The sequence below is a fragment of the Burkholderia plantarii genome (assembly GCF_001411805.1).
GTDB classification, from domain to species: domain Bacteria; phylum Pseudomonadota; class Gammaproteobacteria; order Burkholderiales; family Burkholderiaceae; genus Burkholderia; species Burkholderia plantarii.
On record NZ_CP007212.1, the window covers coordinates 939,020 to 964,622 of the forward strand.

Annotated in this window: 22 protein-coding genes and 2 tRNA genes; 15 read left to right on the forward strand and 9 right to left on the reverse strand. The window is 67.4% G+C overall.

What is annotated here, in order from left to right:
• Positions 1-15: 15 nt before the first annotated feature.
• Complete coding sequence (gene trxB / locus bpln_RS04110) at positions 16-975, reverse strand: thioredoxin-disulfide reductase (protein ID WP_042624100.1); 960 nt, start codon at positions 973-975, stop codon at positions 16-18.
• Positions 976-1,275: 300 nt separating this feature from the next.
• Here trxB and bpln_RS04115 point away from each other — a divergent pair, with 300 nt between their 5' ends.
• The 11 genes from bpln_RS04115 (at position 1,276) to bpln_RS04165 (ending at position 12,533) form a co-directional block, all read left to right on the forward strand.
• Entirely contained in the window at positions 1,276-3,588 is a 2,313-nt protein-coding gene (locus tag bpln_RS04115) for a DNA translocase FtsK (protein WP_042624101.1), read from the forward strand.
• Between the two features lie 64 nt (positions 3,589-3,652).
• Entirely contained in the window at positions 3,653-4,354 is a 702-nt protein-coding gene (gene lolA, locus bpln_RS04120) for an outer membrane lipoprotein chaperone LolA (RefSeq protein WP_042624102.1), read from the forward strand.
• A 237-nt stretch (positions 4,355-4,591) separates the two neighbouring features.
• Positions 4,592-5,902 carry a replication-associated recombination protein A gene (locus bpln_RS04125; protein WP_042626427.1) on the forward strand — a complete coding sequence of 437 codons (1,311 nt, stop codon included), beginning with the start codon at positions 4,592-4,594 and terminating at the stop codon, positions 5,900-5,902.
• A 187-nt stretch (positions 5,903-6,089) separates the two neighbouring features.
• Positions 6,090-7,391 (forward strand): serine--tRNA ligase, encoded by a 1,302-nt coding sequence (gene serS, locus bpln_RS04130; RefSeq protein ID WP_042624103.1) that lies wholly within the window; start codon positions 6,090-6,092, stop codon positions 7,389-7,391.
• 161 nt (positions 7,392-7,552) lie between these two features.
• A tRNA-Ser gene (locus tag bpln_RS04135) sits at positions 7,553-7,643 on the forward strand.
• A gap of 361 nt (positions 7,644-8,004) precedes the next feature.
• Positions 8,005-8,685 carry a class I SAM-dependent methyltransferase gene (locus bpln_RS04140; protein WP_055139438.1) on the forward strand — a complete coding sequence of 227 codons (681 nt, stop codon included), beginning with the start codon at positions 8,005-8,007 and terminating at the stop codon, positions 8,683-8,685.
• Positions 8,686-9,031: 346 nt separating this feature from the next.
• A complete protein-coding gene (locus tag bpln_RS04145; RefSeq protein WP_226993637.1) occupies positions 9,032-9,670 on the forward strand; it encodes a GNAT family N-acetyltransferase in 639 nt (212 codons plus the stop codon).
• A 173-nt stretch (positions 9,671-9,843) separates the two neighbouring features.
• The gene (gene minC, locus bpln_RS04150) at positions 9,844-10,680 is read left to right on the forward strand and encodes a septum site-determining protein MinC (RefSeq protein WP_055138150.1); all 837 of its coding nucleotides are present in this window, start codon (positions 9,844-9,846) and stop codon (positions 10,678-10,680) included.
• A gap of 62 nt (positions 10,681-10,742) precedes the next feature.
• The gene (minD, locus tag bpln_RS04155; protein WP_012734891.1) at positions 10,743-11,558 is read left to right on the forward strand and encodes a septum site-determining protein MinD; all 816 of its coding nucleotides are present in this window, start codon (positions 10,743-10,745) and stop codon (positions 11,556-11,558) included.
• A 12-nt stretch (positions 11,559-11,570) separates the two neighbouring features.
• Positions 11,571-11,825 carry a cell division topological specificity factor MinE gene (gene minE, locus bpln_RS04160; RefSeq protein WP_012734892.1) on the forward strand — a complete coding sequence of 85 codons (255 nt, stop codon included), beginning with the start codon at positions 11,571-11,573 and terminating at the stop codon, positions 11,823-11,825.
• 387 nt (positions 11,826-12,212) lie between these two features.
• Complete coding sequence (locus bpln_RS04165) at positions 12,213-12,533, forward strand: YXWGXW repeat-containing protein (RefSeq protein ID WP_042624106.1); 321 nt, start codon at positions 12,213-12,215, stop codon at positions 12,531-12,533.
• A gap of 141 nt (positions 12,534-12,674) precedes the next feature.
• Here bpln_RS04165 and bpln_RS04170 read toward each other — a convergent pair whose 3' ends face one another.
• The 8 genes from bpln_RS04170 to rph form a co-directional block, all read right to left on the reverse strand.
• A complete protein-coding gene (locus bpln_RS04170) occupies positions 12,675-14,315 on the reverse strand; it encodes a chloride channel protein (RefSeq protein ID WP_055138151.1) in 1,641 nt (546 codons plus the stop codon).
• 220 nt (positions 14,316-14,535) lie between these two features.
• Positions 14,536-15,846, reverse strand: coding sequence for an MFS transporter (locus tag bpln_RS04175; protein ID WP_055138152.1), 1,311 nt, complete (start codon positions 15,844-15,846; stop codon positions 14,536-14,538).
• A gap of 453 nt (positions 15,847-16,299) precedes the next feature.
• Positions 16,300-16,806 (reverse strand): energy transducer TonB family protein, encoded by a 507-nt coding sequence (locus bpln_RS04180; RefSeq protein WP_055138153.1) that lies wholly within the window; start codon positions 16,804-16,806, stop codon positions 16,300-16,302.
• Positions 16,807-17,828: 1,022 nt separating this feature from the next.
• On the reverse strand, positions 17,829-18,035 hold the full coding sequence (locus bpln_RS04190) for a hypothetical protein (protein WP_055138155.1): 207 nt from the start codon (positions 18,033-18,035) through the stop codon (positions 17,829-17,831).
• A gap of 101 nt (positions 18,036-18,136) precedes the next feature.
• Positions 18,137-18,224: transfer RNA gene (locus tag bpln_RS04195), tRNA-Ser, on the reverse strand.
• 93 nt (positions 18,225-18,317) lie between these two features.
• Positions 18,318-19,538 (reverse strand): radical SAM family heme chaperone HemW, encoded by a 1,221-nt coding sequence (gene hemW, locus bpln_RS04200; protein WP_055138156.1) that lies wholly within the window; start codon positions 19,536-19,538, stop codon positions 18,318-18,320.
• Positions 19,535-20,179 carry an RdgB/HAM1 family non-canonical purine NTP pyrophosphatase gene (rdgB, locus tag bpln_RS04205; protein WP_055138157.1) on the reverse strand — a complete coding sequence of 215 codons (645 nt, stop codon included), beginning with the start codon at positions 20,177-20,179 and terminating at the stop codon, positions 19,535-19,537. Before rdgB ends, hemW begins: the two co-directional genes overlap by 4 nt.
• Before the next feature lies 1 nt (position 20,180).
• Positions 20,181-20,912, reverse strand: a complete 732-nt coding sequence (gene rph, locus bpln_RS04210; RefSeq protein ID WP_042624125.1) for a ribonuclease PH — start codon at positions 20,910-20,912, stop codon at positions 20,181-20,183.
• A 222-nt stretch (positions 20,913-21,134) separates the two neighbouring features.
• Between rph and bpln_RS04215 the strand changes: the two genes are divergently transcribed.
• From bpln_RS04215 to bpln_RS04230, 4 genes are all read left to right on the forward strand, one after another.
• Positions 21,135-22,058 (forward strand): YicC/YloC family endoribonuclease, encoded by a 924-nt coding sequence (locus bpln_RS04215; RefSeq protein WP_042624126.1) that lies wholly within the window; start codon positions 21,135-21,137, stop codon positions 22,056-22,058.
• Between the two features lie 6 nt (positions 22,059-22,064).
• On the forward strand, positions 22,065-22,739 hold the full coding sequence (gene gmk, locus bpln_RS04220; protein WP_042624127.1) for a guanylate kinase: 675 nt from the start codon (positions 22,065-22,067) through the stop codon (positions 22,737-22,739).
• 58 nt (positions 22,740-22,797) lie between these two features.
• Positions 22,798-23,001, forward strand: a complete 204-nt coding sequence (gene rpoZ, locus bpln_RS04225; RefSeq protein ID WP_006999799.1) for a DNA-directed RNA polymerase subunit omega — start codon at positions 22,798-22,800, stop codon at positions 22,999-23,001.
• A gap of 66 nt (positions 23,002-23,067) precedes the next feature.
• Positions 23,068-25,443, forward strand: a complete 2,376-nt coding sequence (locus bpln_RS04230) for a RelA/SpoT family protein (protein WP_042624128.1) — start codon at positions 23,068-23,070, stop codon at positions 25,441-25,443.
• Positions 25,444-25,603: the final 160 nt, after the last annotated feature.

The window sequence follows — 25,603 nt, forward strand, 5'->3', positions numbered from 1 at the left end:
CGCGCACCGCGCCACTCAGTTCGCGTCGTGCAGGCTCTCGAGGTAGCGCTGCGCGTCGAGCGCGGCCATGCAGCCCGTGCCGGCGCTGGTGATGGCCTGGCGGTAGATGTGGTCCTGCACGTCGCCGGCCGCGAACACGCCCGGGATGCTGGTGGCCGTGGCGTTGCCGGCCAGGCCGCTCTTGGTGACGATGTAGCCGTCCTTCATCTCCAGCTGGCCCTGGAAGATGTCGGTGTTAGGCTTGTGGCCGATCGCCACGAACACGCCCTGCAGCGCGAGCTGCTCGGTCTCGCCGGTGCCGGTGTGCTTGATCTTCACGCCCGTGACGCCCGAATCGTCGCCCGTCACCTCGTCGAGCACGTGGTTCCACTTGATCTCGACCTTGCCTTCCTTTTCCTTGTCCAGCAGGCGGTCGATCAGGATCGGCTCGGCGCGGAACTTGTCGCGGCGGTGGATCACGGTGACCTTCTTCGCGATGCCGGTCAGGTACAGCGCTTCCTCGACGGCGGTGTTGCCGCCGCCGATCACGGCCACTTCCTGGTTGCGATAGAAAAAGCCGTCGCAGGTCGCGCAGGCCGACACGCCCTTGCCCATGAACGCTTCTTCCGAGGCGAGGCCGAGGTACTGCGCCGAGGCGCCGGTCGAGATGATCAGCGCGTCGCAGGTGTATTCGCCGGAGTCGCCGATCAGGCGGATCGGCTTCTCGTCGAGCTTCGCGGTATGGATGTGGTCGAACACGATTTCCGTGTTGAAGCGCTCGGCGTGCTCGAGGAAACGCTGCATCAGTTCCGGGCCCTGCACGCCGTTCGGGTCCGCGGGCCAGTTTTCGACGTCGGTCGTGGTCATCAGCTGGCCGCCCTGCGCGATGCCGGTGATGAGCAGCGGCGACAGATTGGCGCGCGCCGCATAGACGGCGGCCGTGTAGCCGGCGGGGCCGGAACCGAGAATCAGGACTTTCGCGTGTTTCGTGGACATGTGCAGGATCCGTAAAAAGCGGCCGGACGGGCGGGATGGCGCGGCGTGCGGCGAGGGGGCAAAGCGGGGCGGCGGCGCGAGACAGCGGCGGCGCACCGGAACGATGCCGTAGATGGGTACCAGACGCGCATTATAAAGGGGCGTTTGCTGCGCCGCCGAACCGACGTTTCAATGGCGCCGATAGCATGCGTCGATCGGCTGGTTACCGTCATTTACACTTGCCGTGTCACGCCAGCGTTTACAATAATCGCGATCGAACGATCGGCGGCCCCGTCGTGGGCGCCCCTTCTACACGGATTCATGGCAAAAGCTCCCTATACGGCTCAGGCGCAGGCGCTGCCGCATCGCATGTCGCGGCTGTTCGTCGAGATTCGCTGGATTCTGCAGGTCGCGGTGTTCGCGTTCCTGCTGATGGCACTCGTGAGCTACAGCCGCCGCGACCCGAGCTGGACGCATGCGGCGCAGGTCGACCACATCGCCAACTGGGCCGGCCGCGTCGGCGCCTGGACGGCCGACATCCTGCTGCTGCTGTTCGGCATCTCCGCCTACTGGCTGGTCGCGCTGCTGGCGCGCCGGATCGCCGCCAACTACCGCCGCATCACGCACCACGAGGCGGCGCCCGACGACGAGCCGGCCCGCCCGGTCGGCTGGCTCGCCGAGGGCTTCGCGTTCGTGCTGGTGCTGCTCGCGAGCGACGGCATCGAGGCGCTGCGCATGTGGTCGCTGAAGGTGCCGCTGCCGCGCGCGCCGGGCGGTGTGATCGGCGAGACGGTGGCGCGCGGCATCTCGCACGCGCTCGGCTTCACGGGCGGCACGCTGGCGCTCCTGATCGCGCTCGCGATCGGCCTGTCGCTGTACTTCCGGTTCTCGTGGCTGTCGGTCTGCGAGCGTGTCGGCGACGCCATCATCAACGCTTTCACGCTCGCCAAGCTGCGCCGCGAGGCCGAGCGCGACCGCCGGCTCGGCGAGGCCGCCGCGGTGCGCCGCGAGGGCAAGGTGGAGGAGGAGCGGGTGCGCATCGAGGAGCACGAGCCCGTCACGATCGTGCCGCCGGTGGTCACGCCGGCCAAGTCCGAGCGCGTCGAGCGCGAGCGCCAGGTGCCCCTCTTCACCGACCTGCCCGGCGATTCGACGCTGCCGGCCGTCTCGCTGCTCGATCCGGCGCCGCAGGCGCAGGAGTCGATCTCGGCCGACACGCTCGAATTCACCTCGCGGCTGATCGAGAAGAAGCTGAAGGATTTCGGCGTCGAGGTTGGGGTGGTCGCGGCCTATCCCGGCCCCGTCGTCACGCGCTACGAAATCGAGCCCGCCACCGGCGTGAAGGGCAGCCAGATCGTCAACCTCGCCAAGGATCTCGCGCGCTCGCTGTCGCTCGTCTCGATCCGCGTGGTCGAGACGATCCCCGGCAAGAACTACATGGCGCTCGAGCTGCCGAACCAGCGCCGCCAGACCGTGCGGCTGTCCGAGATTCTCGGCTCCGAGGTATACGGCTCGGCCTCGTCGGCGCTGACCATGGGGCTCGGCAAGGACATCGGCGGCAAGCCGGTGTGCGCCGATCTCGCCAAGATGCCCCACCTGCTGGTGGCCGGCACGACCGGCTCGGGCAAGTCGGTGGGGATCAACGCGATGATCCTGTCGCTGCTCTACAAGAGCACGGCCGAACAGGTGAGGATGATCCTGATCGATCCGAAGATGCTCGAAATGAGCGTCTACGAAGGCATTCCGCACCTGCTCTGTCCGGTCGTGACCGACATGCGCCAGGCCGGCAACGCGCTGAACTGGACCGTGGCCGAGATGGAGCGCCGCTACAAGCTGATGAGCAAGCTCGGCGTGCGCAACCTGAGCGGCTACAACAACAAGATCGACGAGGCGACGCGGCGCGAGGAGAAACTCCCGAATCCGTTCAGCCTGACGCCCGAGGATCCGGAGCCGCTCGGCCGCCTGCCGAACATCGTGGTGGTGATCGACGAGCTGGCCGACCTGATGATGGTTGTCGGCAAGAAGGTCGAGGAACTGATCGCGCGGATCGCGCAGAAGGCGCGCGCGGCCGGCATCCACCTGATCCTCGCCACCCAGCGCCCGTCGGTGGACGTGATCACCGGCCTGATCAAGGCCAACGTGCCGACCCGCATGGCGTTCCAGGTCTCGTCGAAGATCGATTCGCGCACGATCCTCGACCAGATGGGCGCCGAATCGCTGCTCGGCATGGGCGACATGCTCTACCTGCCGCCCGGCAGCGGCCTGCCGGTGCGCGTCCACGGCGCGTTCGTGTCCGACGAGGAAGTCCACCGCGTGGTCGAGAAGCTCAAGGAGCACGGCGAGCCGAACTACATCGAGGGGCTGCTCGAAGGCGGCACCGCCGACGGCGAGGAAGGCGCGCCCGGAGCGGGAACCGGCGAGGCCGGCGGCGAGTCCGATCCGCTATACGATCAGGCCGTCGAGATCGTCGTCAAGCATCGCCGCGCCTCGATCTCGCTCGTGCAGCGCCATCTGCGCATCGGCTACAACCGCGCCGCCCGCCTGCTCGAACAGATGGAGCAGTCGGGGCTCGTCTCGGCGATGTCGTCGAGCGGCAACCGCGAAATCCTCGTGCCGGCCCGCGACGTGGAGTGATCCGGTCCGCCCGGCACCCCCCCGCGCCGGCCGCCCGGCCCGCCAATCAGGAGAAACCCACCAGATGCAAGCATTCCCGTTCGTCGTTCCCTCGTCCGCCCGCCGCGCGGTGCGCCATTTCCTCGCCGCGCTGGCCGGCACCGCGCTGCTCGGCGTCGCCTCGCACGCGTTCGCGGGCGGCACCGACGAGCTGAAGGCGTTCGTCGCGCAGGTGAAGTCGGCCCGCGGCGGCTTCACGCAGCAGATCGTCAAGGCGCCCTCGAAGGCCGCCAGCGGCGCGATCGCGACCAATACCGCGAAGCCCACCGACAATTCGAGCGGCAGCTTCGTGTTCTCGCGCCCGGGCAAGTTCGTCTGGTCCTACGAGAAGCCGTACCAGCAGTTGCTGCAGGCAGACGGCGACTCGCTCTACGTCTACGACAAGGACCTGAACCAGGTGACCGAGCGCAAGCTGGCCGGCGCGCTCGGCGCGAGCCCGGCCGCGATCCTGTTCGGCAGCAACGACATCGAGAAGAACTACACGCTGCGCGACGCGGGCGAGAAGGGCGGCATCGACTGGGTCGAGATGCTGCCGAAGGCACGCGACACGCAGTTCCAGCGCATCGGCATCGGCTTCAAGGGCGGCGTGCTGGCCGCGATGGAGCTGCACGACGTGTTCGGCAACGTCACGCTGCTGACCTTCACCAATATCCAGACGAATCCGTCGCTGCCGGCCGACCAGTTCCACTTCGCGGTGCCGAAGGGCGCCGACGTGATCAAGGGCTGAACGCCTGTCCGGCGCCGGTCGCGCGGGCCTGCCAGCGATGGCAGGCCCGTTTCGTTTGGCGGCGGCCGTCGCGGCATGGGACGAGGCGGCGGGAACGCCGCGCTGCGCCGCCGGTCGCGATGTCGCGCGCGGACGCGAACCCGTCCATCCGGCCAGCGGTGCGCCGCGCGCGCGGCTGTCATAATGTCCCGCTGCGCGGCGATGGACGTCGCGCGGCACAACGTAGGAGTCGAGGTCATGGCCGACCTGTTTGAAGTCGAACCGCGTCGCCCGCTCGCCGAGGCGCTGCGCCCGAAGACGCTCGCCGAGGTGATCGGCCAGACGCACCTTCTCGGCGACGGCAAGCCGCTGCGGCTCGCGTTCGAGTCTGGCAAGCCGCATTCGATGATCCTATGGGGGCCGCCCGGCGTCGGCAAGACCACGCTCGCGCGGCTCACCGCCCATGCGTTCGACTGCGAGTTCATCGCGATCTCGGCGGTGCTGGGTGGCGTGAAGGACATCCGCGAATCGATGGAGCAGGCTCGCGACACGCTGAACCGCAGCGGGCGGCACACGATCCTGTTCGTCGACGAGATCCATCGCTTCAACAAGAGCCAGCAGGACGCACTGCTGCCGTTCGTCGAATCGGGGCTCGTCACGTTCATCGGCGCGACCACCGAGAACCCGAGCTTCGAGGTCAACTCGGCGCTGCTCTCGCGCGCCCAGGTGTACGTGCTGAAGTCGCTCAGCGACGACGAGCTGCGCCAGCTGCTCGCGCGCGCGCAGCAGATCGCGCTCGACGGGCTCGAGTTCGAGCCGCTCGCCGTCGATACGCTGATCGGCTATGCCGACGGCGACGCGCGGCGCTTCCTGAACCTGCTCGAGCAGGCGCAGACGGCCGCGCTGTCGGCGCGCACCAACCGTATCGACGCCGATTTCGTCGCCAGCGCGATGACGCTGAACGCGCGCCGCTTCGACAAGGGCGGCGACAACTTCTACGACCAGATCTCGGCGCTGCACAAGTCGGTGCGCGGCTCGAATCCGGACGCGGCGCTGTACTGGTTCTGCCGCATGCTCGACGGCGGCGCCGATCCGAAGTACCTGTCGCGCCGCATCGTGCGGATGGCCTGGGAGGACATCGGGCTCGCCGATCCGCGCGCGATGCAGGTGGCCAACGACGCGGCCGCAACCTTCGAGCGGCTCGGCTCGCCCGAGGGCGAGCTGGCGCTCGGCCAGGCGGTGATCTACCTGGCCTGCGCGGCGAAGAGCAACGCCGGCTACAACGCGTTCAACGCGGCCATGGCGTTCGTGCGCCAGGACAAGTCGCGCGAGGTGCCGGTGCATCTGCGCAACGCACCGACCAAGCTCATGAAGGAACTCGGCTACGGCCACGAGTATCGCTACGCGCACGACGAGCCGAACGCCTACGCGGCCGGCGAGACCTATTTTCCCGACGACATGCGCGAGCCGCGCTGGTACCAGCCGGTGCCGCGCGGACTCGAAACCAAGATCGCCGAGAAGCTCGCCTGGCTGCGCGAGCTCGACCGCGAGGCGGGCAAGCCCGAGTGAGCGGCCGGCGCGCCCACGCGCGCCTCCCGATGCTTCCCCGCCATCCGGCGCGGCGGCCGCGGGCCGAACGTGAAACGAATGTGAGCGGCCGGCCGAAAACGTCGCGCACTTCGCACCGCGCGGCAGCCGGCGGCGCCGCGCGGTGCGTTAGAATTCGCGTTTCACACAACGATTCTCCGGTCCTCCCATGCTCGACATCCAGTTGCTGCGCAAAGACCTCGACGGCGTCGCCAGGCGCCTCGCCGATCGCGGCTACACCCTCGACGTCGCCGCGTTTTCCTCGCTCGAGGCCGACCGCCGCGCGATCCAGACCCGCACCGAGGAGCTGCAGGCACGCCGCAACAGCCTGTCCAAGCAGATCGGCGCGATGAAGGGGCGGGGCGAGGACACCTCGGCCGTGATGGCCGAAGTGGGCGGGATCGGCGACGAGATGAAGGCGTCGGCCGCGAAGCTCGACGAGATCCAGGACGCGATGTCGGACCTGATGCTCGGCATGCCGAACCTCGCGCACGAGAGCGTGCCGGTGGGCGCCGACGAGGCCGGCAACGTCGAGGTGCGCCGCTGGGGCACGCCGCGCGCGTTCGATTTCGAGGTACGCGACCACGTCGACGTCGGCACGCCGCTCGGCCTCGATTTCGAGACCGGCGCGAAGCTGTCCGGCGCGCGCTTCACGATGCTGCGCGGCCCGATCGCGCGCCTGCACCGCGCGCTCGCGCAGTTCATGATCGACACGCACACGCAGCAGCACGGCTACACCGAAACCTACACGCCATACATCGTGAACCCGGACATCCTGCGCGGCACCGGCCAGTTGCCGAAGTTCGCCGACGACATGTTCCGCGTCGAGAAGGGCGGCGGCGAAAACACCGTCACGCAGTACCTGATCTCGACCTCCGAGATCACGCTGACCAACAGCGTGCGCGAGTCGATCCTCGACGCGGCCGAGCTGCCGGTCAAGCTGACCGCGCATTCGCCGTGCTTCCGCTCCGAGGCCGGTGCCTACGGCCGCGACACGCGCGGCATGATCCGCCAGCACCAGTTCGACAAGGTCGAGATGGTGCAGGTGACGGCGCCCGACGCCTCGTATGCGGCGCTCGAGGAAATGGTCGGCCACGCGGAGGCGATCCTGCAGAAGCTCGAACTGCCGTACCGGCTGATCACGCTCTGCACCGGCGACATGGGGTTCTCGGCCGCGAAGACCTACGACCTCGAAGTGTGGCTGCCCGCGCAGAACACCTATCGCGAGATCTCCAGCTGCTCGAACACCGAGTCGTTCCAGGCGCGCCGCATGCAGGCGCGCTTCCGCAACGCGCAGGGCAAGCCCGAGCTCGTGCATACGCTGAACGGTTCGGGGCTCGCGGTGGGCCGCACGCTGGTGGCCGTGCTCGAGAACTACCAGAACGCCGACGGCTCGGTGACGGTGCCGGTCGCGCTGCGTCCGTACCTGGGTGGGCTCGAGACGATCGCGGCGCCGAACGCAGCGGCCTGACCTTGCCCGGGTCGTGCCCGGATCGCCGGCCGCGGCGCTTCGATCGCGATGCTCGCGCCGCATAAATTTTTTGCGGAAAGGGCTTGGAAGTTTGAAAAGAGTTGTTCTATAATCTTTGCTTCGCCGGGACACGACCTAACGAACGGCGAAGCAGTAAAGAAGGAAAGGTGGCAGAGAGGTCGAATGCGCCGGACTCGAAATCCGGTGTACGGTTATACCGTACCGTGGGTTCGAATCCCACCCTTTCCGCCAGATACATGAAGAACCCCTCGAGTCTGAAAAGAGTCGAGGGGTTTTTCTTTTGTCGGTCTTTTTTCGGCATCGTCCCGCGATTCGACGATGCGGGTTAATGCCCGGCGGAGCCTGCTCAAGAATGCGCGCGGGCTGGCCGTAATATCCGGTTGCCGGCGCCGAGCGGTGCGCCGGATCGAACCTAGAAAACTTGGATGAAGGTATGGGCGACCACGCTTGTCTGATCTGCCGGCACGATACCGAGTATTTTTTCTCGAAGGATTACCCGACATATCCGGGCAGTCCGTTTCCTGAAACGCTGACCGTCGATTTCTGGAAGTGCGGGCATTGCGGCTTCACCGTGTCTCGCACGCACCAGGAGATGAGCGAGGCGCAGTGGTCGCAACTCAATTCGAGCTGGCATCACACGTTCGAAACCGATCTGGCCTCGCGCACCACGAACCAGCCGCCCTACATCGACCAGGCGCTCGCGCTGAAGCTGCTGGCCGGCAACGGCGTACTGGAACTCGACGGCGTGCTCGACTACGCCGCCGGCTACGGCACGTTCTCGCGCTGCCTGAAGAAGTATTTCGGCGTCGACATCAACATCTTCGACCGCTACGTGCAGACCGCCGACCCGAGCGTGCGCTACGTTGCCGAGCAGGACCTGTCACGCTACCAGCTGGTCGTGAACAGCGCGATGTTCGAGCACGTGCTCGACCGCGCGGCGCTCGACGAGGTGAACGCGCTGGTGCGCGACGACGGCGTGCTGATGCTGCACACCGTGATCGCCGAGCGCGTGCCGAAGGATCCGAACTGGTTCTACATCAACACGATGGTCCACACGGCGTTCCACACGAACCGCAGCATGTCGCTGCTGATGGGCCAATGGGGCTACGCGGCCTCGATTTATTCGCCCCAGGCGAAGAGCTGGTACCTGTTCAAGCGCGACCATCCGTTGCTCGGCGAGCTGGAGGCGCGCGTCGCGATGATCAATCGCGAATTGCAGACCACCTATTTCCACTACAAGCCCGGTTTCGTCGATTACTGGAAGGGTTTCTGATCCGCCGGCCGCGTTGCCGAAGCGGCCGCGCGGCGCATCCGGTCCCCGCCGTTGCGCGGCGCTTTCGCGTTTCGCTCACGCGGGGCGAACGCCTTGGGGCGGCTTGCATCGGCATCAGCCGGCCTTCCCGAGCGACATTCGCGCGGCATCTAATTCCCTCCCCAATATTTCAATCGCGCCATTCAAGGATAGGCAGCTAACGGACTCGAATTGCTGCATCGCGGCATGAGGATTGCCGGACACCACCGCGAAGCACACCGGGCATGGCGGAAACGGTTCGGAACGCCCTGATCGAAAAGCGAAACATCGTCGCTGAAATATCTCGTAACTAAATGTGCGCCGCACCATATTTTTCGTGCGCCGGCATGCCGGTTTTTCATTCTTCCGAATCGTTCCGACGTTTGAAAATAACGATTTGACTCATACCCCGCTTTCGGTTGAAGCTAATAACTTGCTGTCCGAAGGGTGTCCCTGCATGAGTTCGACTTTGACCGTCCGCCGTATTGCCGCCGATCAGGGCAATGTGTATCGCGAGCTGCGTGCCGCCTCGCTGCGCGAGCCCTATGCGCCGGGTGAAACCCCCGAGGCGGAGCTGTCGTTCGACGCGGACGCGGCCGATTCGATCGTCGCGCAGCGCGCGGGCTCCGACCAGTCCACCACCTTCCTGCTCTACACCGAGGGCCATCCGGCCGGCATGATCGGTGCGTACTTCGACAATACGCCCGAGCGCCGCGCGTTCGTCAGCGAGCTGTGGGTCGCGCACGCGGTGCGCCATCTGCGCGGCGGCGTGTTGCTCGTCAACACGGCGCGCGACTGGTTCGCCGGGCAGGGCGCGACCGAGATCTACGCCTGGATCGCCGAGCAGAACCTCAACGCGATCCGCTTCTACGAACACATGGGCTTCGCGAACCTCGGCGAGCATGCGCCGATCGCGCGCGTGCCCGGCGCGATGAAGTCGCTGTTTGTCTGGCGCTTCGGCGCCTGAGCGGGCGGGCCGCCGCGCCGCCCGTTTCCGCCATTGGCCGCCGCATGCCGCGGTTGCGCGTTATTGCGCGTCGTTGCCCGCCCGCTTGTCCGCCACCGCCGCAGGCCGCCCGAAAATGATGGCCGCCCGCGCGGACGCCTGTAAAATACGCAAAAAATTTTTGCAGGACGTCCATGTCGCTTAAAAAATCGCCATTCTTCGAGCTTCGCAGCGGCTCGGTCGACACCTTGTTGTTCGTCGTGAAGACGGTCGATCTGGATGCACTGCGGGCCGAACTGGTCAAGCGCTTCGAAGCGACGCCGGAGTTTTTCGCGGACGACGTCGTCGCGATCGACGTGCGACGCCTCGCCGAGGGCGAACAGGTGTCGCTCGCCGCGCTGCGCGCGCTGCTCGACGAAGTGCGGATGCGCCCGATCGGCGTGGTCGCGCAAGCGGAGCAGCATGGCTGGGCCGCCGTCGGCGGACTGCCGCTGCTCGAGGCGCGCGATCGCCGCGCGCCGGCCGGCAGGGCGGCGCACGAGGCGGCATCGGGCGCGAGCGGCGACGCACCGGCCGAGGCCGGCGGCGAGACGCCGGAGGCGGCGGCCAGCGACGCGGCGACGGCCGCCGGCGCGGCGGCCAGCGACGTGGCGGCTGCAGCTTCGGCCGTGCCGGCGCCGGCCACTTCGGCGCCGCCGCAGACGCTCGTGATCGACCGCCCGCTGCGCTCGGGCCAGCAGGTCTACGCGAAGGGCGACCTGGTCGTGCTCGCGCCGGTCAGCAACGGTGCCGAGGTGATCGCCGAGGGCAATATCCATATTTACGCGCCGCTGCGCGGCCGGGCGCTGGCCGGCGTACACGGCAACCACGAGGCGCGGATCTTCTGCACGTGCCTCGAGCCGGAACTGATCTCGATCGCGGGCATCTATCGAACCACCGAGAACCCGCTGCCGGCCGACGTGCGCGGCAAGTCGGTGCAGATCCGGCTCGAGGACGAGAAACTGATGATCGAACCGCTGCGGCTGACCTGAACGCCAGGCGCGAGACGCGAACGCGGATCGATCGGATTCATTGACGAATACAGGGTAGGGTAATGGCAAAAATCATCGTGGTGACTTCGGGCAAGGGCGGTGTCGGCAAGACGACGACGAGTGCGAGCTTCGCCTCCGGGCTGGCGCTGCGCGGCCACAAGACGGCCGTGATCGACTTCGACGTCGGCCTGCGCAATCTCGATCTCATCATGGGTTGCGAGCGGCGCGTGGTCTATGACCTCGTCAACGTGATCCAGGGCGAGGCGAACCTGAATCAGGCGCTGATCAAGGACAAGAAGTGCGAGAACCTGTTCATCCTGCCGGCGTCGCAGACGCGCGACAAGGATGCGCTCACGCGCGAAGGCGTCGAGAAGGTGATCAACGACCTGATCGCGATGGACTTCGAATACATCGTCTGCGATTCGCCGGCCGGCATCGAGTCCGGCGCGCTGCACGCGATGTATTTCGCGGACGAGGCGGTGGTGGTCACGAACCCGGAAGTGTCGTCGGTGCGCGACTCCGACCGCATTCTCGGCATCCTGTCGTCGAAGACCAAGCGCGCGGCCGACGGCGGCGAGCCGATCCGCGAGCACCTGCTGATCACGCGCTACAACCCGAAGCGCGTCAGCGAAGGCGAGATGCTCTCGCTCGAGGACATCGGCGAAATCCTGCGGATCAAGTTGATCGGCGTGATTCCGGAGTCCGAAGCGGTGCTGCACGCCTCGAACCAGGGCCTGCCGGCCGTGCATCTCGACGGCACCGACGTGGCCGAGGCCTACAAGGACGTGGTGTCCCGCTTCCTCGGTGAAGACAAGCCGCTGCGCTTCGTCGATTACCAGAAGCCGGGCCTGCTGCAACGCCTGTTCGGCAGCAAGTAACGGAGGCACCTCATGTCGATTCTGTCGTTTCTCCTCGGAGAGAAGAAGAAATCCGCCGCCGTCGCGAAGGAGCGTCTGCAACTGATCATCGCGCACGAGCGCATCGGTGGCCGGCCGCCCGCCGACTACCTGCCCGCGCTGCAGAAGGAGTTGCTCGCCGTGATCTCGAAGTACGTGAAGATCTCGAACGACGACATCCGCGTGAGCCTCGAGCGTCAGGACGATCTCGAGGTGCTCGAGGTCAAGATCGAGATTCCGCAGGCCTGATCGTCGGGGTACGCGCGCCGCGCCCGCGGCGCGCGTGTTGCCGTGTCGTTTTGGCGGCGCGCCGCCGGGTTGCCCCGGGGCGCGCCCCGGATCGCGGCGTGGTTGCCGCGTTCTTCCGTTTTCCCCTTTGCCCTTCGTCGGCCGTTCGCGCCGCCTGCGCCGCGCGTTTCGCGGCCTGCTCTGACCGTCCCCACTCGTTTCGAGGGTGCCGATGCGTCGCCGCGCCCGTCGTCGTTTCGCGTTCACCTCCGCCGCCTGGCGCCTTTACGAGCTGTTGCACTTTGCCCCTCGTCGTAACACGGCCGTTGTCGGCCGTTCGCGCGGCTCGCGCATTGAACCGGTACGCGCCTGAAACGCGTATCCGAATCGACGACAAAGGAGGTCACCATGATTCGTTCCACCGCTCGCCATCTGCTGCCGCTCGCACTCGCGCTCGCCACCGTCGGGACCGCCGTCGCGCCGCTCGCCGCCTCCGCCGAGGAGGTCGTGATCGTCGCACCGAGCGCGCCGCCGCCGCCGCGCTACGAGGTAGTGCCGGCCGAACGGGTCGGCTATGTCTGGGATCGCGGCCATTGGGACTGGCGACGCGGCCATTACGTGTGGGTCGCGGGTCACTGGCAGGCCGAGCGTGTCGGCCTGCACTGGGCGCCGGGGCACTGGGTGGCGCGCGGTCCGAACTGGATCTGGGTGCGCGGCCACTGGGCCTGACGGAGCGTCGTCATGAAACGGACCCTGTTCGTGATCGCGCTCGCCGCCATCGTGCTGGCCGGGTGCGTGGTCGTGCCGGCGCGGCCGGTGTATTACCATCCGGCGCACGTCGTCGTGTATTGAGGCGAGGTCGTGGCGCGTTCAGCGCGCCGGCGGCTCGTTCGGGTCGTTCGCGTCGCGCGGCGCGGGCGGGTTCGCGGGCGGCGTGGCGGTGTCGCGGCTTACCGTGCCGGCGGCATCGATTTCGTCGGTCCGGGCCGATGAGGCCGATTCGGCATCCTGAGCGGCGCCCCGTGCGGGAGCCGGGTTGCCGTCAGTCGCGCCGGGCTCGCGCGCTGCCGTCCCGCTGCCCGCGGCGTGATCGGCCTTGCCCTCGGCCTCGTCGTCCGGCCCGGGCGTCAGCGTGCGCAGCGGATCGGCCGGCGAGGTGGTGGCGTCGGCCGGCGTCGTGAGGCGATCGTCGCTGGCCGCGGCGGCGGGCGGCGCGGGCGGATGCAGGTACCGGTGCGCGAGCGCCTCGTAGAGCGGCGGCACGAAGAGGCGCGACACACGGCTCGAGATCAGCGCGGTGGCCATCAGCGAGATCACGAGCGCATGCCCGTTGATCATCTCCATCACGATCACGAACGAGGTGATCGGCGATTGCGTGACGGCCGCCAGATAGCCGACCATCGCCAGCGCGATCAACATCGGCAGCGGCACATGGATGAACACCAGGTGCAGCAGGTTGCCGAAGCCGGCGCCGATCGACAGCGACGGCGCGAAGATCCCGCCGGGAATTCCGGGCAGGTACGACGCGACCATCGAGACGATCTTCTCGAACGGATACAGCATCGACAGCTGCGAATGGCCGCCTAGCAGGCCGCGCGCTTCCGCGTAGCCGCTGCCGAACGTGGTGCCGCCCGAGACGATGCCGACCACCGCGATCACGAGGCCGCACAGCGCCGCGAACGCGACCGGCTGGCCGCGATACATCGTCAGCAGCCGGGCCGGCAGCCAGCGGTTGGTATTGAGCAGCAGCCACGAGAACAGGCCGCCCGCGATGCCGGTGACGATCGCGGTGACCAGCACCGCCACCGCGATCAGTCGCGGGAAGTGCGGGCCGACGTCGATCGTGCCGAAGTAGGTGTAGTTGCCGTTCATGCCGAGCGCGATCACGCCGGCGATGATGATCGCCGTGATCAGCACGCCGCTCGCGCGCTCGGAGAAGCTGCGCGTGAGTTCCTCGATCGCGAACACGATCCCGGCCAGCGGCGTGTTGAAGGCCGCCGACAGGCCGGCCGCCGCGCCCGCCAGCACCAGCTGGCGCTCGATCAGCGCGTTCGAGCGTGGATAGAAGCGCCGCAGGTTGAACATCAGCGCGGCGCCGATCTGGACCGTCGGCCCCTCGCGGCCGATCGTGAAGCCGCCGAGGATGCCGAGCAGCGAGATCAGGATCTTGCCGCCGAGGATGCGCAGCGTCAGCAGCCGCGAGCCGAACGCGCTCGGGCTGGCCTGCAGCGTTGCGATCACCTGCGGGATGCCGCTGCCCTCGGCGCCGCGAAAGAAGCGGCGCGTGAGCCATACCGAGGCGGAGGCGATGGCCGGCGTCAGGATCAGCGGCAGCCACGCGTGCGTCTGCTGCAGCGAGCGGAACGTCTCGTAGCCCCAGTCGATCAGGCGTGCGTAGAGTACGGCGGTGATGCCGACCACGATCGCGCCGAGCCAGAACACGCCGTACAGGCGCCAGAGTCGTAGCGAGCGGCGTGTCAGCGTCGGGAGGAAATCGGTCAACCGTTGCATGGCGGCATGGCGGCAGGCGGCGCGGACAAAACGGAATTATACGGAGATCCGGCGCGGGGGCGGCGGACGGCCCGACTGTGACGCGAGCGAAGGAGCGCGATTGCGCCCCTCGATGCGCGTCCGATTCGAGCCGGAAGGTGGAGGGTGGCGCCGCGTCGGCGCACCCGCACGCGGCCGGACGGCGGGCCGGCCCGACGCGTCGCGCCGGCCCGCCGTCGGCTCACATCAGGCGTGCGTCGCGCGTTTCGCGCATCAGCAGCACGCCGATCACGCTGAGCGCCGCGGCCACCGACACGTAGCCGCCCACCCACGACAACCCGCCGCGCGCGACCAGCAACTGCGCGATGTACGGCGCGACCGACGCGCCGAGGATCCCGCCGAGGTTGTAGGCGACGCCGGCGCCGGTGTAGCGCACGTGGGTCGGAAACAGCTCCGGCAGCAGCGCGCCCATCGGCGCGAACGTGACGCCCATCAGAAACAGTTCGATGATCAGGAACAGCGCGACGAGCGGTATCGAGCCGCTGCCGAGCAGCGGCTCCATCGTGAAGCCCGACAGCAGCGCGGCGAGCCCGCCTGCGATCAGGATCGGCTTGCGGCCGAAGCGGTCCGCTGCCCACGCGGAAATCGGCGTGGCGATCGCCATGAACACCACCGCGATGCAGAGCAGGCCGAGGAAGCTCGGGCGCGCGATGTGCAGCTTGCCGACTCCGTAGGACAGCGAGAACACCGTGGAGATGTAGAACAGCGTGTAGCAGACGATCATCGCGACCGAGCCGAGCAGGGTGGGCGCCCAGTGCCGCGAGAGCAGCGCCGCCACCGGCATGCGCACGCGCTCGTTGCGTTCGATCGCGGCCTGGAACGCCGGCGTTTCGGTGATCTTGAGGCGCACGTAGAGACCCACCGCCACCAGCACGGCGCTGACGATGAACGGCACGCGCCAGCCCCAGTCGCGGAACTGGTCGTCGCTCAGGCCGATCGCGAGCGCGAAGAACAGACCGTTCGACATCAGGAAGCCGATCGACGGGCCGAGCTGCGGGAACATCCCGAACCAGCCGCGCTTGCCGGGCGGCGCGTGTTCGGTGGCGAGCAGCGCGGCGCCGGCCCATTCGCCGCCCAGGCCGATGCCCTGGCCGAAGCGCAGCACGCAGAGCAGCACCGGCGCGAGCGCGCCGATCGCGGCGTAGCCGGGCACGAAGCCGATCGCCGTGGTCGACACGCCCATCACCAGCAGCGAGGCGACCAGCGTCGACTTGCGGCCGAAGCGGTCGCCGAAGTGGCCGAACAGGAACGAGCCGATCGGCCGCGCGATGAACGCGATGCCGAACGTGACGAACGCCGACAGCGCCTGCGCCGTTGCCGAACCGTGCGGGAAGAACACCGGACCGATCACGAGCGCGGCGGCGGTAGCGTAGACGTAGAAATCGTAGAACTCGATCGCGGTGCCGATGAAGCTTGCGAAGACGATGCGCCGCTGGCTGACCGTGCTCGATCCGTGCTGCGCGGCGTCGGCCGTCGCTGGGGTAGAGGACATGATGTTTCCGTGGTGCGGGGCAAACGGCACGCGGGGTGCCGGCCGGATGTTCGAATGATTGGAATGGAGCCGGCAGCCAGGCGCGTTGCGCCGGTGCCGATGTCGCGGGCGGCACGAGGGCCGGCGTGCGTCCTAGGGCGGCTCGCGCGCGTCGCGCGAGCGCTGGCCTGTCTGGCTCGCGCGGTGGACCGGCCGGGTAGGCGGCCCGCGGCGAGCGGTCTGGAAAGACGGAGCGGGATGGACGGCATTATAACAACCGCCTGCGTGTAACGAAGCGCGCGGGCGCGGGAGCATGCAGGCGTGCGAAGCCTGTACGGCCCGGGCCGGCTCGGGCGGAATCAATCCGGCGGCGCGCTTGCATGGTCGTGTGCATGGCGACGCGTCGGTCGGGTCGGCCCGCGGGCGGGCCAGGAATGGGCAGGATGCGTGGCGGCGATCCATGTGGCGCGCGTCTCAATCGATCGTCTGCGCCTGCTGCGTCGCCTTCGTGCGCAGCTGGAACTGGCCGTTGTCGTTGAACAGCCAGCTTTCCATCATGTCCAGCTGGCCGTGTCCATCGAGCAGGGGCGCCGGTGGCTTCGGCAGCGGCGCCGCGCGGCGCAGCGATTGCAGCGCGATCGCCTCGGCCCCGTCGTCGCCGTTGCTGCGATAGACCGAGGAGCGCAGCAGCCGGCCGTCGCGATCGACCGTGAAGGCGACCACCACGAGCGAGCGCAGCATCGCCTGCGGCGTGCCGTGAAGGACGCTCGAGGCGTTCGCGTCGAGAATCCGTTGCGCGACCGCGTCGCGATATTGGGCCTGTGTTGTGCCGCCCGCGGCCGGAGAGGACGGCAGCACCAGCGCGCGCTGCGGCAGCGTGATCGTGCAGCCGGCGACGACGAGCGCGCCGGCGAGCCACGCGGCGAGGCGTGCAAGGCGTGCGAGCGCCCGAGGCGAAGCAGGGCGGAGTGTTGGCGACATGGCGGCGGCCGTCCGGGAGCGATCGGGTCGTCTCCAGCATAGCCCGCACGCCGGAGAAAACCATCAGGAGAAACGATCGCGAGGGGGCCGCCGCGAATTACCTGCGGCGGTCAATCACGCCTTCGCCATCACCGTGAATATGAGCATGTCGTGGTAATTGCCGCCCTTCGAGGCCGGCTCGACGAAGATCCGGGATGTCGGCTAGAAACACATGTTGCCGGGCGGGTCCAGGCGGATGGCGGATTGGCTCAGGTTCGGCAGGGTGATGACGGTTTTCCCGTCGTCCAGCGCCAGGCTGTACGGCACCATCTGCGACGCATCGGCCAGATTTCTCAGCCGAGAGCGATTTTCGGCAAGGCCGTTCAGATTGCCTGCGTTGGGTGATCGACTGTGTTGCCGTCCGGGGGATCTTGCGATTGTCACGCGATGCCGGGTGCCCGAGCGTATCGGGCTGATCGTTCGAGTCGTGGAGAGATGTTTCGAGGACGGCTACGACTGGGTCACGGACATCCAGGGGCCTGGGACCAAAGGTCGAGACGTGCATACCGGCGCGATTTGCATCTGCTCGGAGATGCTGGCTAGAGACGAAAGTCTCACTCCTATCCGCGGCGAGCCGCTGGCCGACAGCGAGTCGGTCAGCCGAACCAGGCCGGCGCCGGTCGCGTGACCGGCCGTGCAGAAGCGCGCGAGCCCTCGGCCACGCCGAGGGCTTTCTCATTGGTGCTGCGGGGAATGAGGGAGCCCCGTCTGAGTAACGTACCTCGCACGCTGCCGGGGCGGGATGGTTTTAACGTCCGGGGCTCGTGCCCGCCGTTTGAGTAAGGTACCTCCCGCTGCCAGGGCGGGCTAGTTTGAACCTCCGACGTGCAACGCAGATTGTAGCGGCGCCAGTGCGTTGCGCAAGACGGTCACGTTGTTCCTACGTTGAAGAAATTGAAATCAAGGGTCGATCAACGTATCTTTGTCGGGATCTTCGGTGATCGTTTCGAGGCCAGCCCCGCGCACGCCGTTGCCGCCAGTAATCACGAATCGGCTTTGAGTTCGATGAAGTACAAACCTGCCGGCAACTTCTTCACCTTGTCGTCCCGGTTGATGAAGTAGCGCCGGTAGTCACGCCGGTGCATTTCCGCATGCAGCGTTTTGTACTCGTCAGCGTCAGGAGAGTGCTCTTCGGTCCGCGCATCGTCTTTGTGCAGCACGACGCGAGCGGTCAGCGTGAAGGTCGGCATTTCGGCCTCCTAGTGGCAGAAATACGACTTTTGTTTAGGGTGGGTTGCTTGGCGGGTATCGCCGGTTGGTCTCCAGGAAAGCCTTGTCAGATAAGGCTTTCTGGCGGAAGCGGTGAGATTCGAACTCACGGACGGTTGCCCGTCGCCGGTTTTCAAGACCGGTGCCTTAAACCACTCGGCCACGCTTCCACGGCCGGCATTGTAACCGAAATGCCGGCGCTGTCCGCCCCCGGCACCGGTTCCTTTTAACGTTCCTTACGCCGGGCGAACATCCCGCGCGATTCACGCTTCGTCGTCGCGCAGGAACAGTTCCTGGAGATCGTTGAGAAAGCGCTGGCCGAGCGGCGTCGGCGAGATCCGTTCGAAGTCGCGCTGGATCAGCCCGCGCCGTTCCGCTTCCACCAGCGCCGACTCGATCGTCGAGAACGGCAGCCCGGTGCGCTCGGCATAGCTCGCCACCGGGAACCCCTCCACCAGCCGCAGCGTGTTCAGCATGAATTCGAACGGCAGATCGCGCGGCCCCACCTCGCGCTCTTCCTGCACCGGCGTGCCGGCCATCGCCTGCTCGATGAACGTGGCCGGATGCTTGTAGCGCGCCTGCCGCAGGATCCGGTTCGGGAGCGACAGCTTCGTATGCGCGCCCGCGCCGATGCCGAGATAGTCGCCGAAGCGCCAGTAATTGAGGTTGTGCCTGCACTGGCGGTGCGGCTGCGCATAGGCCGACACCTCGTAGCGCCCGTAGCCGGCCTCGGCCGTGCGCTCGTGGATCCAGTCCTGCATGTCGGCCGACGCGTCGTCGTCGGGCACCGCCGGCGGGAACTTCGCGAACGTCGTGTTCGGTTCGAGCGTCAGGTGATAGAGCGACAGGTGCGGCGGCGCGTAGGCGAGCGCGGTCTCGATGTCGGCGCGGCATTCGTCGAGGCTCTGGTTCGGCAGCGCGAACATCAGGTCGAGATTGAAATTGTCGAATGTGTTCGCGGCGATCTCGACGGCCGCGCGCGCCTGCGCGGTGTCGTGGATGCGGCCGAGCGCCTTCAGATGACCTTCGTTGAAGCTCTGGATGCCGATCGACAGCCGGTTCACGCCGCTCGCGCGGAACTGCGCGAACTTGGCGGCCTCGAACGTGCCCGGGTTGGCCTCGAGCGTGATCTCGGCATCGGCGTCGAGCGGCAGCAGCGCGCGCACGTCGGACAGCAGCCGGTCGAGCCCGCCCGCCGACAGCAGGCTCGGCGTGCCGCCGCCGATGAAGATGGTATGCACCTGACGGCCCCAGACGAACGGCAGCGCCTGTTCGAGGTCGGCGCGCAGCGCGTCGAGGTATTCCTTCTCGGGAAACCGCTCGCCCTTCCATTCATGCGAGTTGAAATCGCAGTACGGGCACTTGCGCACGCACCACGGGAAATGGACGTAGAGCGCGAGCGGCGGCAGCGAGGTGAGGCGGATCCTGCCCGGCGACGCGAACGTCGCGACGATCCGTTGCCCGGTGTCGGCGGCCTGGCTCACGCGTCTTCTCCGAGGCGCGCGAGCAGCGCGCGCAGCGCGATCGCACGATGGCTGATGTCGTTCTTCGCGGCCGGCTCGAGTTCGGCGACGGTCGCGTCCAGCGTCGGCAGCAGGAAATGCGGATCGTAGCCGAAGCCGTTCGCGCCGCGCGGCGTGTCGATCACCTCGCCCTGCCAGCGGCCTTCGGCGAACAACGGCTCGGGATCGTCGGGATGTCGAACCAGTGCGAGCACGCAGTAATAATAGGCGCGCCGGTCGTCTACGCCCCGCAGTTGCGCGACCAGATGCGCATTGTTGGCCGCGTCGCTCTTTTCCAGCCCGGCGAGCTGCGCGTAGCGCGCCGAATGCACGCCGGGCGCGCCGCGCAGCGCACGCACGCAGAGGCCCGAATCGTCGGCGATCGCGGGCAGGCCGGTCGCGCGCGAGGCGTGGCGCGCCTTGGTCAGCGCGTTCTCGATGAAGGTCAGGTACGGCTCCTCGGCTTCGTGTACGTCGAGCTTGCCCTGCGGGACGATCTCGATGCCGACCGTCTCGAACAGCGCCGCGAATTCACGCAGCTTGCCGGCGTTGTTCGAGGCAAGCACGATGCGCGTGAGCGGCGCGGGTTCGCCGCCGCGTGCCGGGTCGATGTGGTCGCTCATGTCACGCTTCCCGCGCCGCTTTCTGCAGCGCGATCAGTTCGCCGATGCCCTTCTGCGCGAGGTCGAGCAGCGCGTTCATCTCGGCGCGCGTGAACGGCGCGCCCTCGGCCGTGCCCTGCACCTCGACGAGGCCGCCCGCGCCCGTCATCACGACGTTCATGTCGGTGTCGCAGCGCGAATCCTCGGCGTAGTCGAGATCGAGCAGCGGCGTGCCTTGGTAGACGCCCACCGAGATCGCGGCGACCGAATCGTTGATCGGCGAGCGTTCGAGCTTGCCGGCGGCGACGAGCTTCTCGATCGCGTCCTGCACGGCGACGAACGCGCCGGTGATGCTGGCCGTGCGCGTGCCGCCGTCGGCCTGGATCACGTCGCAGTCGATATGGATGGTGCGCGGGCCGAGCTGTTCGAGATCGACCACGGCGCGCAGCGCGCGGCCGATCAGGCGCTGGATCTCCTGGGTGCGGCCGGTCTGCTTGCCGCGCGCGGCCTCGCGGTCGCTGCGCGTGTGGGTGGCGCGCGGCAGCATGCCGTATTCGGCGGTGAGCCAGCCCTGACCGCGGTCGCGCAGGAACTCGGGCACGCGCTCGGCCACGCTGGCCGTGCAGATCACCTTGGTGTCGCCGAATTCGACGAGCACCGATCCTTCGGCATGCTTCGTGTATTGGCGGGTCAGGCGCACCTCGCGGAGCTGGTCGGCTTGGCGGCCGCTCGGGCGCAGGGAGGGATTCGTCATGGTGGGGTGGGGCATCCGGAGGGAAACCGCGATTTTACCGCGCAAGGCCGCCGCGCATCGGTCGCGCTCGCGCGGCGCATGGCGGGCGCGCGTGCGCGGGTACCCGCGGGCGGGGGCGTCGTCAAAAATGGGATAATGCGGGTTTCGCGCCCCGTGCTTCGACCGCGCCGGGCGCCTCTGGAATCCCGGGCCATTGCGGCCCATTCACCGGCGAGACCAACCATGATCTACAGCATGACGGGCTACGCGAGCGCGACGCGCGAACTCGTGGCCACTTCGGGCAATGGCACCACCAGCGTGTCGGTCGAACTGCGCACGGTGAATTCGCGCTTCCTGGACCTCAATTTCCGGATGCCGGACGACGTGCGTGTCTGCGAACCGGCGCTGCGCGAGATGTTGATGAACAAGCTCTCGCGCGGCAAGGTCGACGTGCGCATCAACCTGCAGCGCAGCGAGCAGACCGCCCAGGCGGGCGCGCTGAACGGCACCGCGCTCGGCCAGCTCGCCGAGCTCGAGCGCTCGGTGCTCGACGCGTTCCCCGGCGCGGGCCGGCTGCGCGCGGGTGAGATCCTGCGCTGGCCCGGCGTGCTCGCCGAGAGCGGCGTGTCGGCCGAGGCGCTGCGCGACGCGGTGCTGGCCTGTGGCAAGGAAGCGATCGGCGAACTCGTGGTGGTGCGCTCGCGCGAAGGCGCGCAACTGGCCACGATGCTGCTCGCGAACGCCACCGAGATGGAGGCGATCGTCGCGCGCATCACGCCGCTCGTGCCGGAGCTGATCACGAAACACCAGCAGAAGATCGTCGAACGCCTGCAGGAAGCGCTCGGCATCGCGGCGCCCGAGGGCGCGCAGACGGTGGTCACGCGCGAGGAAGCGGCGGAGCGGATCCGTCAGGAAGTGACGATGTACGGCATCCGCATCGACATCGCGGAAGAGCTGTCGCGGCTGACCGCGCATCTGAACGAGACGCGCCACGTGATCGAGAAGGGCGGGCGCGTGGGCAAGCGGCTCGACTTCATGATGCAGGAACTGAACCGCGAGGCGAACACGCTCGGCTCGAAGGCCGCGGCCAAGGAGCTGGCCGATGCGTCGATGGCGCTCAAGCTGCTGATCGAGCAGATGCGCGAGCAAGTGCAAAACCTGGAGTAAGGCAAGATGACCGAATCGAACCGAGACGCGCACGCGCTGCATGCCGGCGCGTATCCCGGCAACCTGTTCATGGTGGTGGCGCCGTCGGGCGCGGGCAAGTCGACGCTCGTGAACGCGCTGCTCGCCAAGGACGACGAGATCCGCCTGTCGATCTCGTACACGACGCGCAAGCCGCGTCCGGGCGAGCAGGACGGCGAACACTATCACTTCACGAGCGTCGAGGATTTCCGCACGCGCCACGCGGCGCATGAATTCCTCGAAAGCGCCGAGGTGCATGGCAACTACTACGGCACCTCGCGCGTCTGGATCGAGGAGCAGATGGCGAGCGGGCGCGACGTGCTGCTCGAGATCGACTGGCAGGGCGCGCAGCAGGTCAAGAAGCAGTTCCGCAACGCGGTCGGCATCTTCATCCTGCCTCCCTCGCTCGCGGCGCTCGAGGAGCGTCTGAAGAAACGCGGCCAGGACGAGCCGAACGTGATTACGCGGCGGCTGCTGGCGGCCGGCAGCGAGATCGCACACGCCTCCGAGGCCGAGTACGTGGTGATCAACGAACACTTCGACACGGCGCTCGCCGAGCTGCAGCGCATCGTGGCCGCCACGCGGCTGCGCTTCGCTTCGCAATACGCACGCCACGCCGAGCTTTTCATCGAGCTCGGCATCCATCTCCCGCACGCCGAGTGAAGGCGAGGGATGAGGGACATAAGGTAGAATAGGCAACATATTCAGAAGGAACACCAACATGGCTCGCATTACCGTCGAAGACTGCCTGAAGCAAATCCCGAATCGCTTCGAACTGGCGCTCGCCGCCACCTACCGCGCGCGGCAGCTCGCGCAAGGCCATACGCCGAAGATCGAAAGCCGCGACAAGCCCACCGTGGTTGCGCTGCGCGAGATCGCGGCGGGCCAGGTCGGCATCGAGATGCTGAAGAAAGTGCCGGTTTAAGGCACACTCGGTCACTCGAGTCATGTAGTCCCGCGCAACCCGACGTGCCAACCTGAGGAGGCGAATATGAGCAACTCACCATCGTCCGCCTCCGCGGAAACCGGCCCGGCCGAAAGCACGGAAGCGACGGTCACCTCGCCGGCGCGGCAGTACATCGATGCGGTCCTCGAACAGTCGTTTCGCCATCTGTTCGGGCCGACCGCCACTCCGGAGCAACCTCGCAAGCACGGCGTCGTTTCGATCGCGAAACTGACGGCCGCGCTTGCCGAGTATCTGCCCCCGGAGGAGATCAAGGAGGTGAAGGCGGCGTTCCACTTCAGTGACGAAGCCCACCTCGGTCAATATCGCCAGAGCGGCGAACCCTACATTACCCATCCCGTCGCCGTCGCCGAAATCTGCGCCGGCTGGAAGCTCGACGCGCAGGCGGTGATGGCCGCGCTGCTGCACGACGTGATGGAAGACCAGGGCGTCATGAAGAGCGAGCTCGCCGAGCGCTTCGGTCCGAAGGTGGCCGAGCTCGTCGACGGGCTGTCCAAGCTCGACAAGATGGAGTTCCGCAGCCGCGAGGAAGCGCAGGCGGAAAACTTCCGCAAGATGCTGCTCGCGATGGCGCGCGACGTGCGCGTGATCCTCGTTAAGCTGGCCGACCGTCTGCACAACATGCGCACGCTCGGCGCGGTGCCGATGGAGAAGCGCCGCCGTGTGGCGCGCGAGACGCTCGACATCTACGCGCCGATCGCGCACCGGCTCGGCCTGAACAACACCTATCGCGAACTGCAGGAGATGAGCTTCGCGAACTTCAACCCGCATCGCTACGCAACGCTCGAGAAGGCCGTGAAGGCCGCGCGCGGCAACCGCCGCGAAGTGGTCGGCAAGATCCTCGAGGCCGCGCAGCGCACGGTGGTGGACGCGAAGCTCGACGCCGAGATCACCGGCCGCGAGAAGACCATCTACAGCATCTACCGCAAGATGCGCGACAAGCAATTGTCGTTCTCGCAGGTGCTCGACGTGTATGGCTTCCGCGTGGTGGTCGAGCATCCGCTCGAGTGCTACACCTGCATCGGTGCGCTGCATGCGCTCTACAAGCCCGTGCCGGGCAAGTTCAAGGACTACATCGCGATCCCGAAGGTGAACGGCTACCAGTCGCTGCACACCACCGTGGTCGGCCCGTTCGGCGCGCCGATCGAGTTCCAGGTCCGCACCCGCAAGATGCACGAGATCGCCGAGGCCGGCGTGGCCGCGCACTGGCTCTACAAGAACGGCGGCGCCGATCTCAACGACGTGCAGATGCGCGCGCACCAGTGGCTCAAGTCGCTGCTCGACATCCAGAGCGAGGCGGGCGACTCGAGCGAGTTCCTCGAACACGTCAAGATCGACCTGTTCCCGGACGCCGTCTACGTGTTTACGCCGAAGTCGAAGATCATGGCGCTGCCGCGCGGCGCGACGGCGCTCGACTTCGCCTACGCCGTGCATAGCGATCTCGGCAACCAGTGCGTGGCCGTGAAGATCAACAACGAGTTGCTGCCGCTGCGCACCGAGCTCAAGAGCGGCGACATCGTCGAGGTGATCACGGCACCGTACTCGAAGCCGAATCCGGTCTGGCTCGGCTTCGTGCGCACCGGCAAGGCGCGTTCGGCGATCCGCCACTATCTGAAGACGATGCGCCTGAATGAATCGGTGCAGTTGGGCGAGCGGCTCGTCGACCAGAGCCTCAAGGGCTACGGTCTCGCGCTGGCCGACGTGCAGCCCGACGTGTGGGAAAAGCTCGTGCAGTGGACCGGCAACAAGAGCCGTCAGGAGATCTTCGCGGACATCGGCCTCGGCCGGCGCGTGCCGGCGGTGATGGCCAAGCGCATCGAGGTGCTGATGAGCGGGCGGGACGCCGACGACGACATGCCGCGTGCCGACCGTCCGGCGCACAACGCGCCGCCCGTCGCGATCACCGGCACCGAGGGCATGTCGGTGCAGCTCTCGGCCTGCTGCCGGCCGATTCCGGGCGACAGCATCATGGGCTACATCGGCATCGGTCTGGGCATGGCGATCCATACGACGGATTGCCGGGTGGCGCAGCGCATCCACCGGCGCGATCCGGGCCGCTGGATCGACGTCGCCTGGGCGCCGCAGCCGGGCCGCCTGTTCGACGTGACGGTGAAGGTGCTGGTGAAGAACACCAAGGGCATCTTCGCGCGCGTCGCGGCCGACATCACCTCGGCCGACGCGAACATCGTCCACATCGCGATGGACGAGGATCTGGCGCACGAATCGACGGTGCTGCGCTTCGTGATCCAGGTGAGCGACCGCGTCCATCTCGCGAACGTGATGCGGCGCGTGCGGACCAACCCGGACGTGATGCGGATCATGCGCGAGCGTTCGAGCGACGACACGGCCCATACGCGCCACGACGGCGGGATGCGGATCGACCGCGAGCGGCAGGACTACTGACGGGCCGGCGGCGCAGGGCGTCGCCCTGGAAAAGCGGCACGCGCGAAAGCGGCGTGCCGCTTTTTTTCATGACGGGGAGCGGGCGATGCCGATGCGGTTGCATCGGGCGTGCGAATTGGACCGACAAAACAAAAGGGCCTTCCCGGAGGAAGGCCCTTCA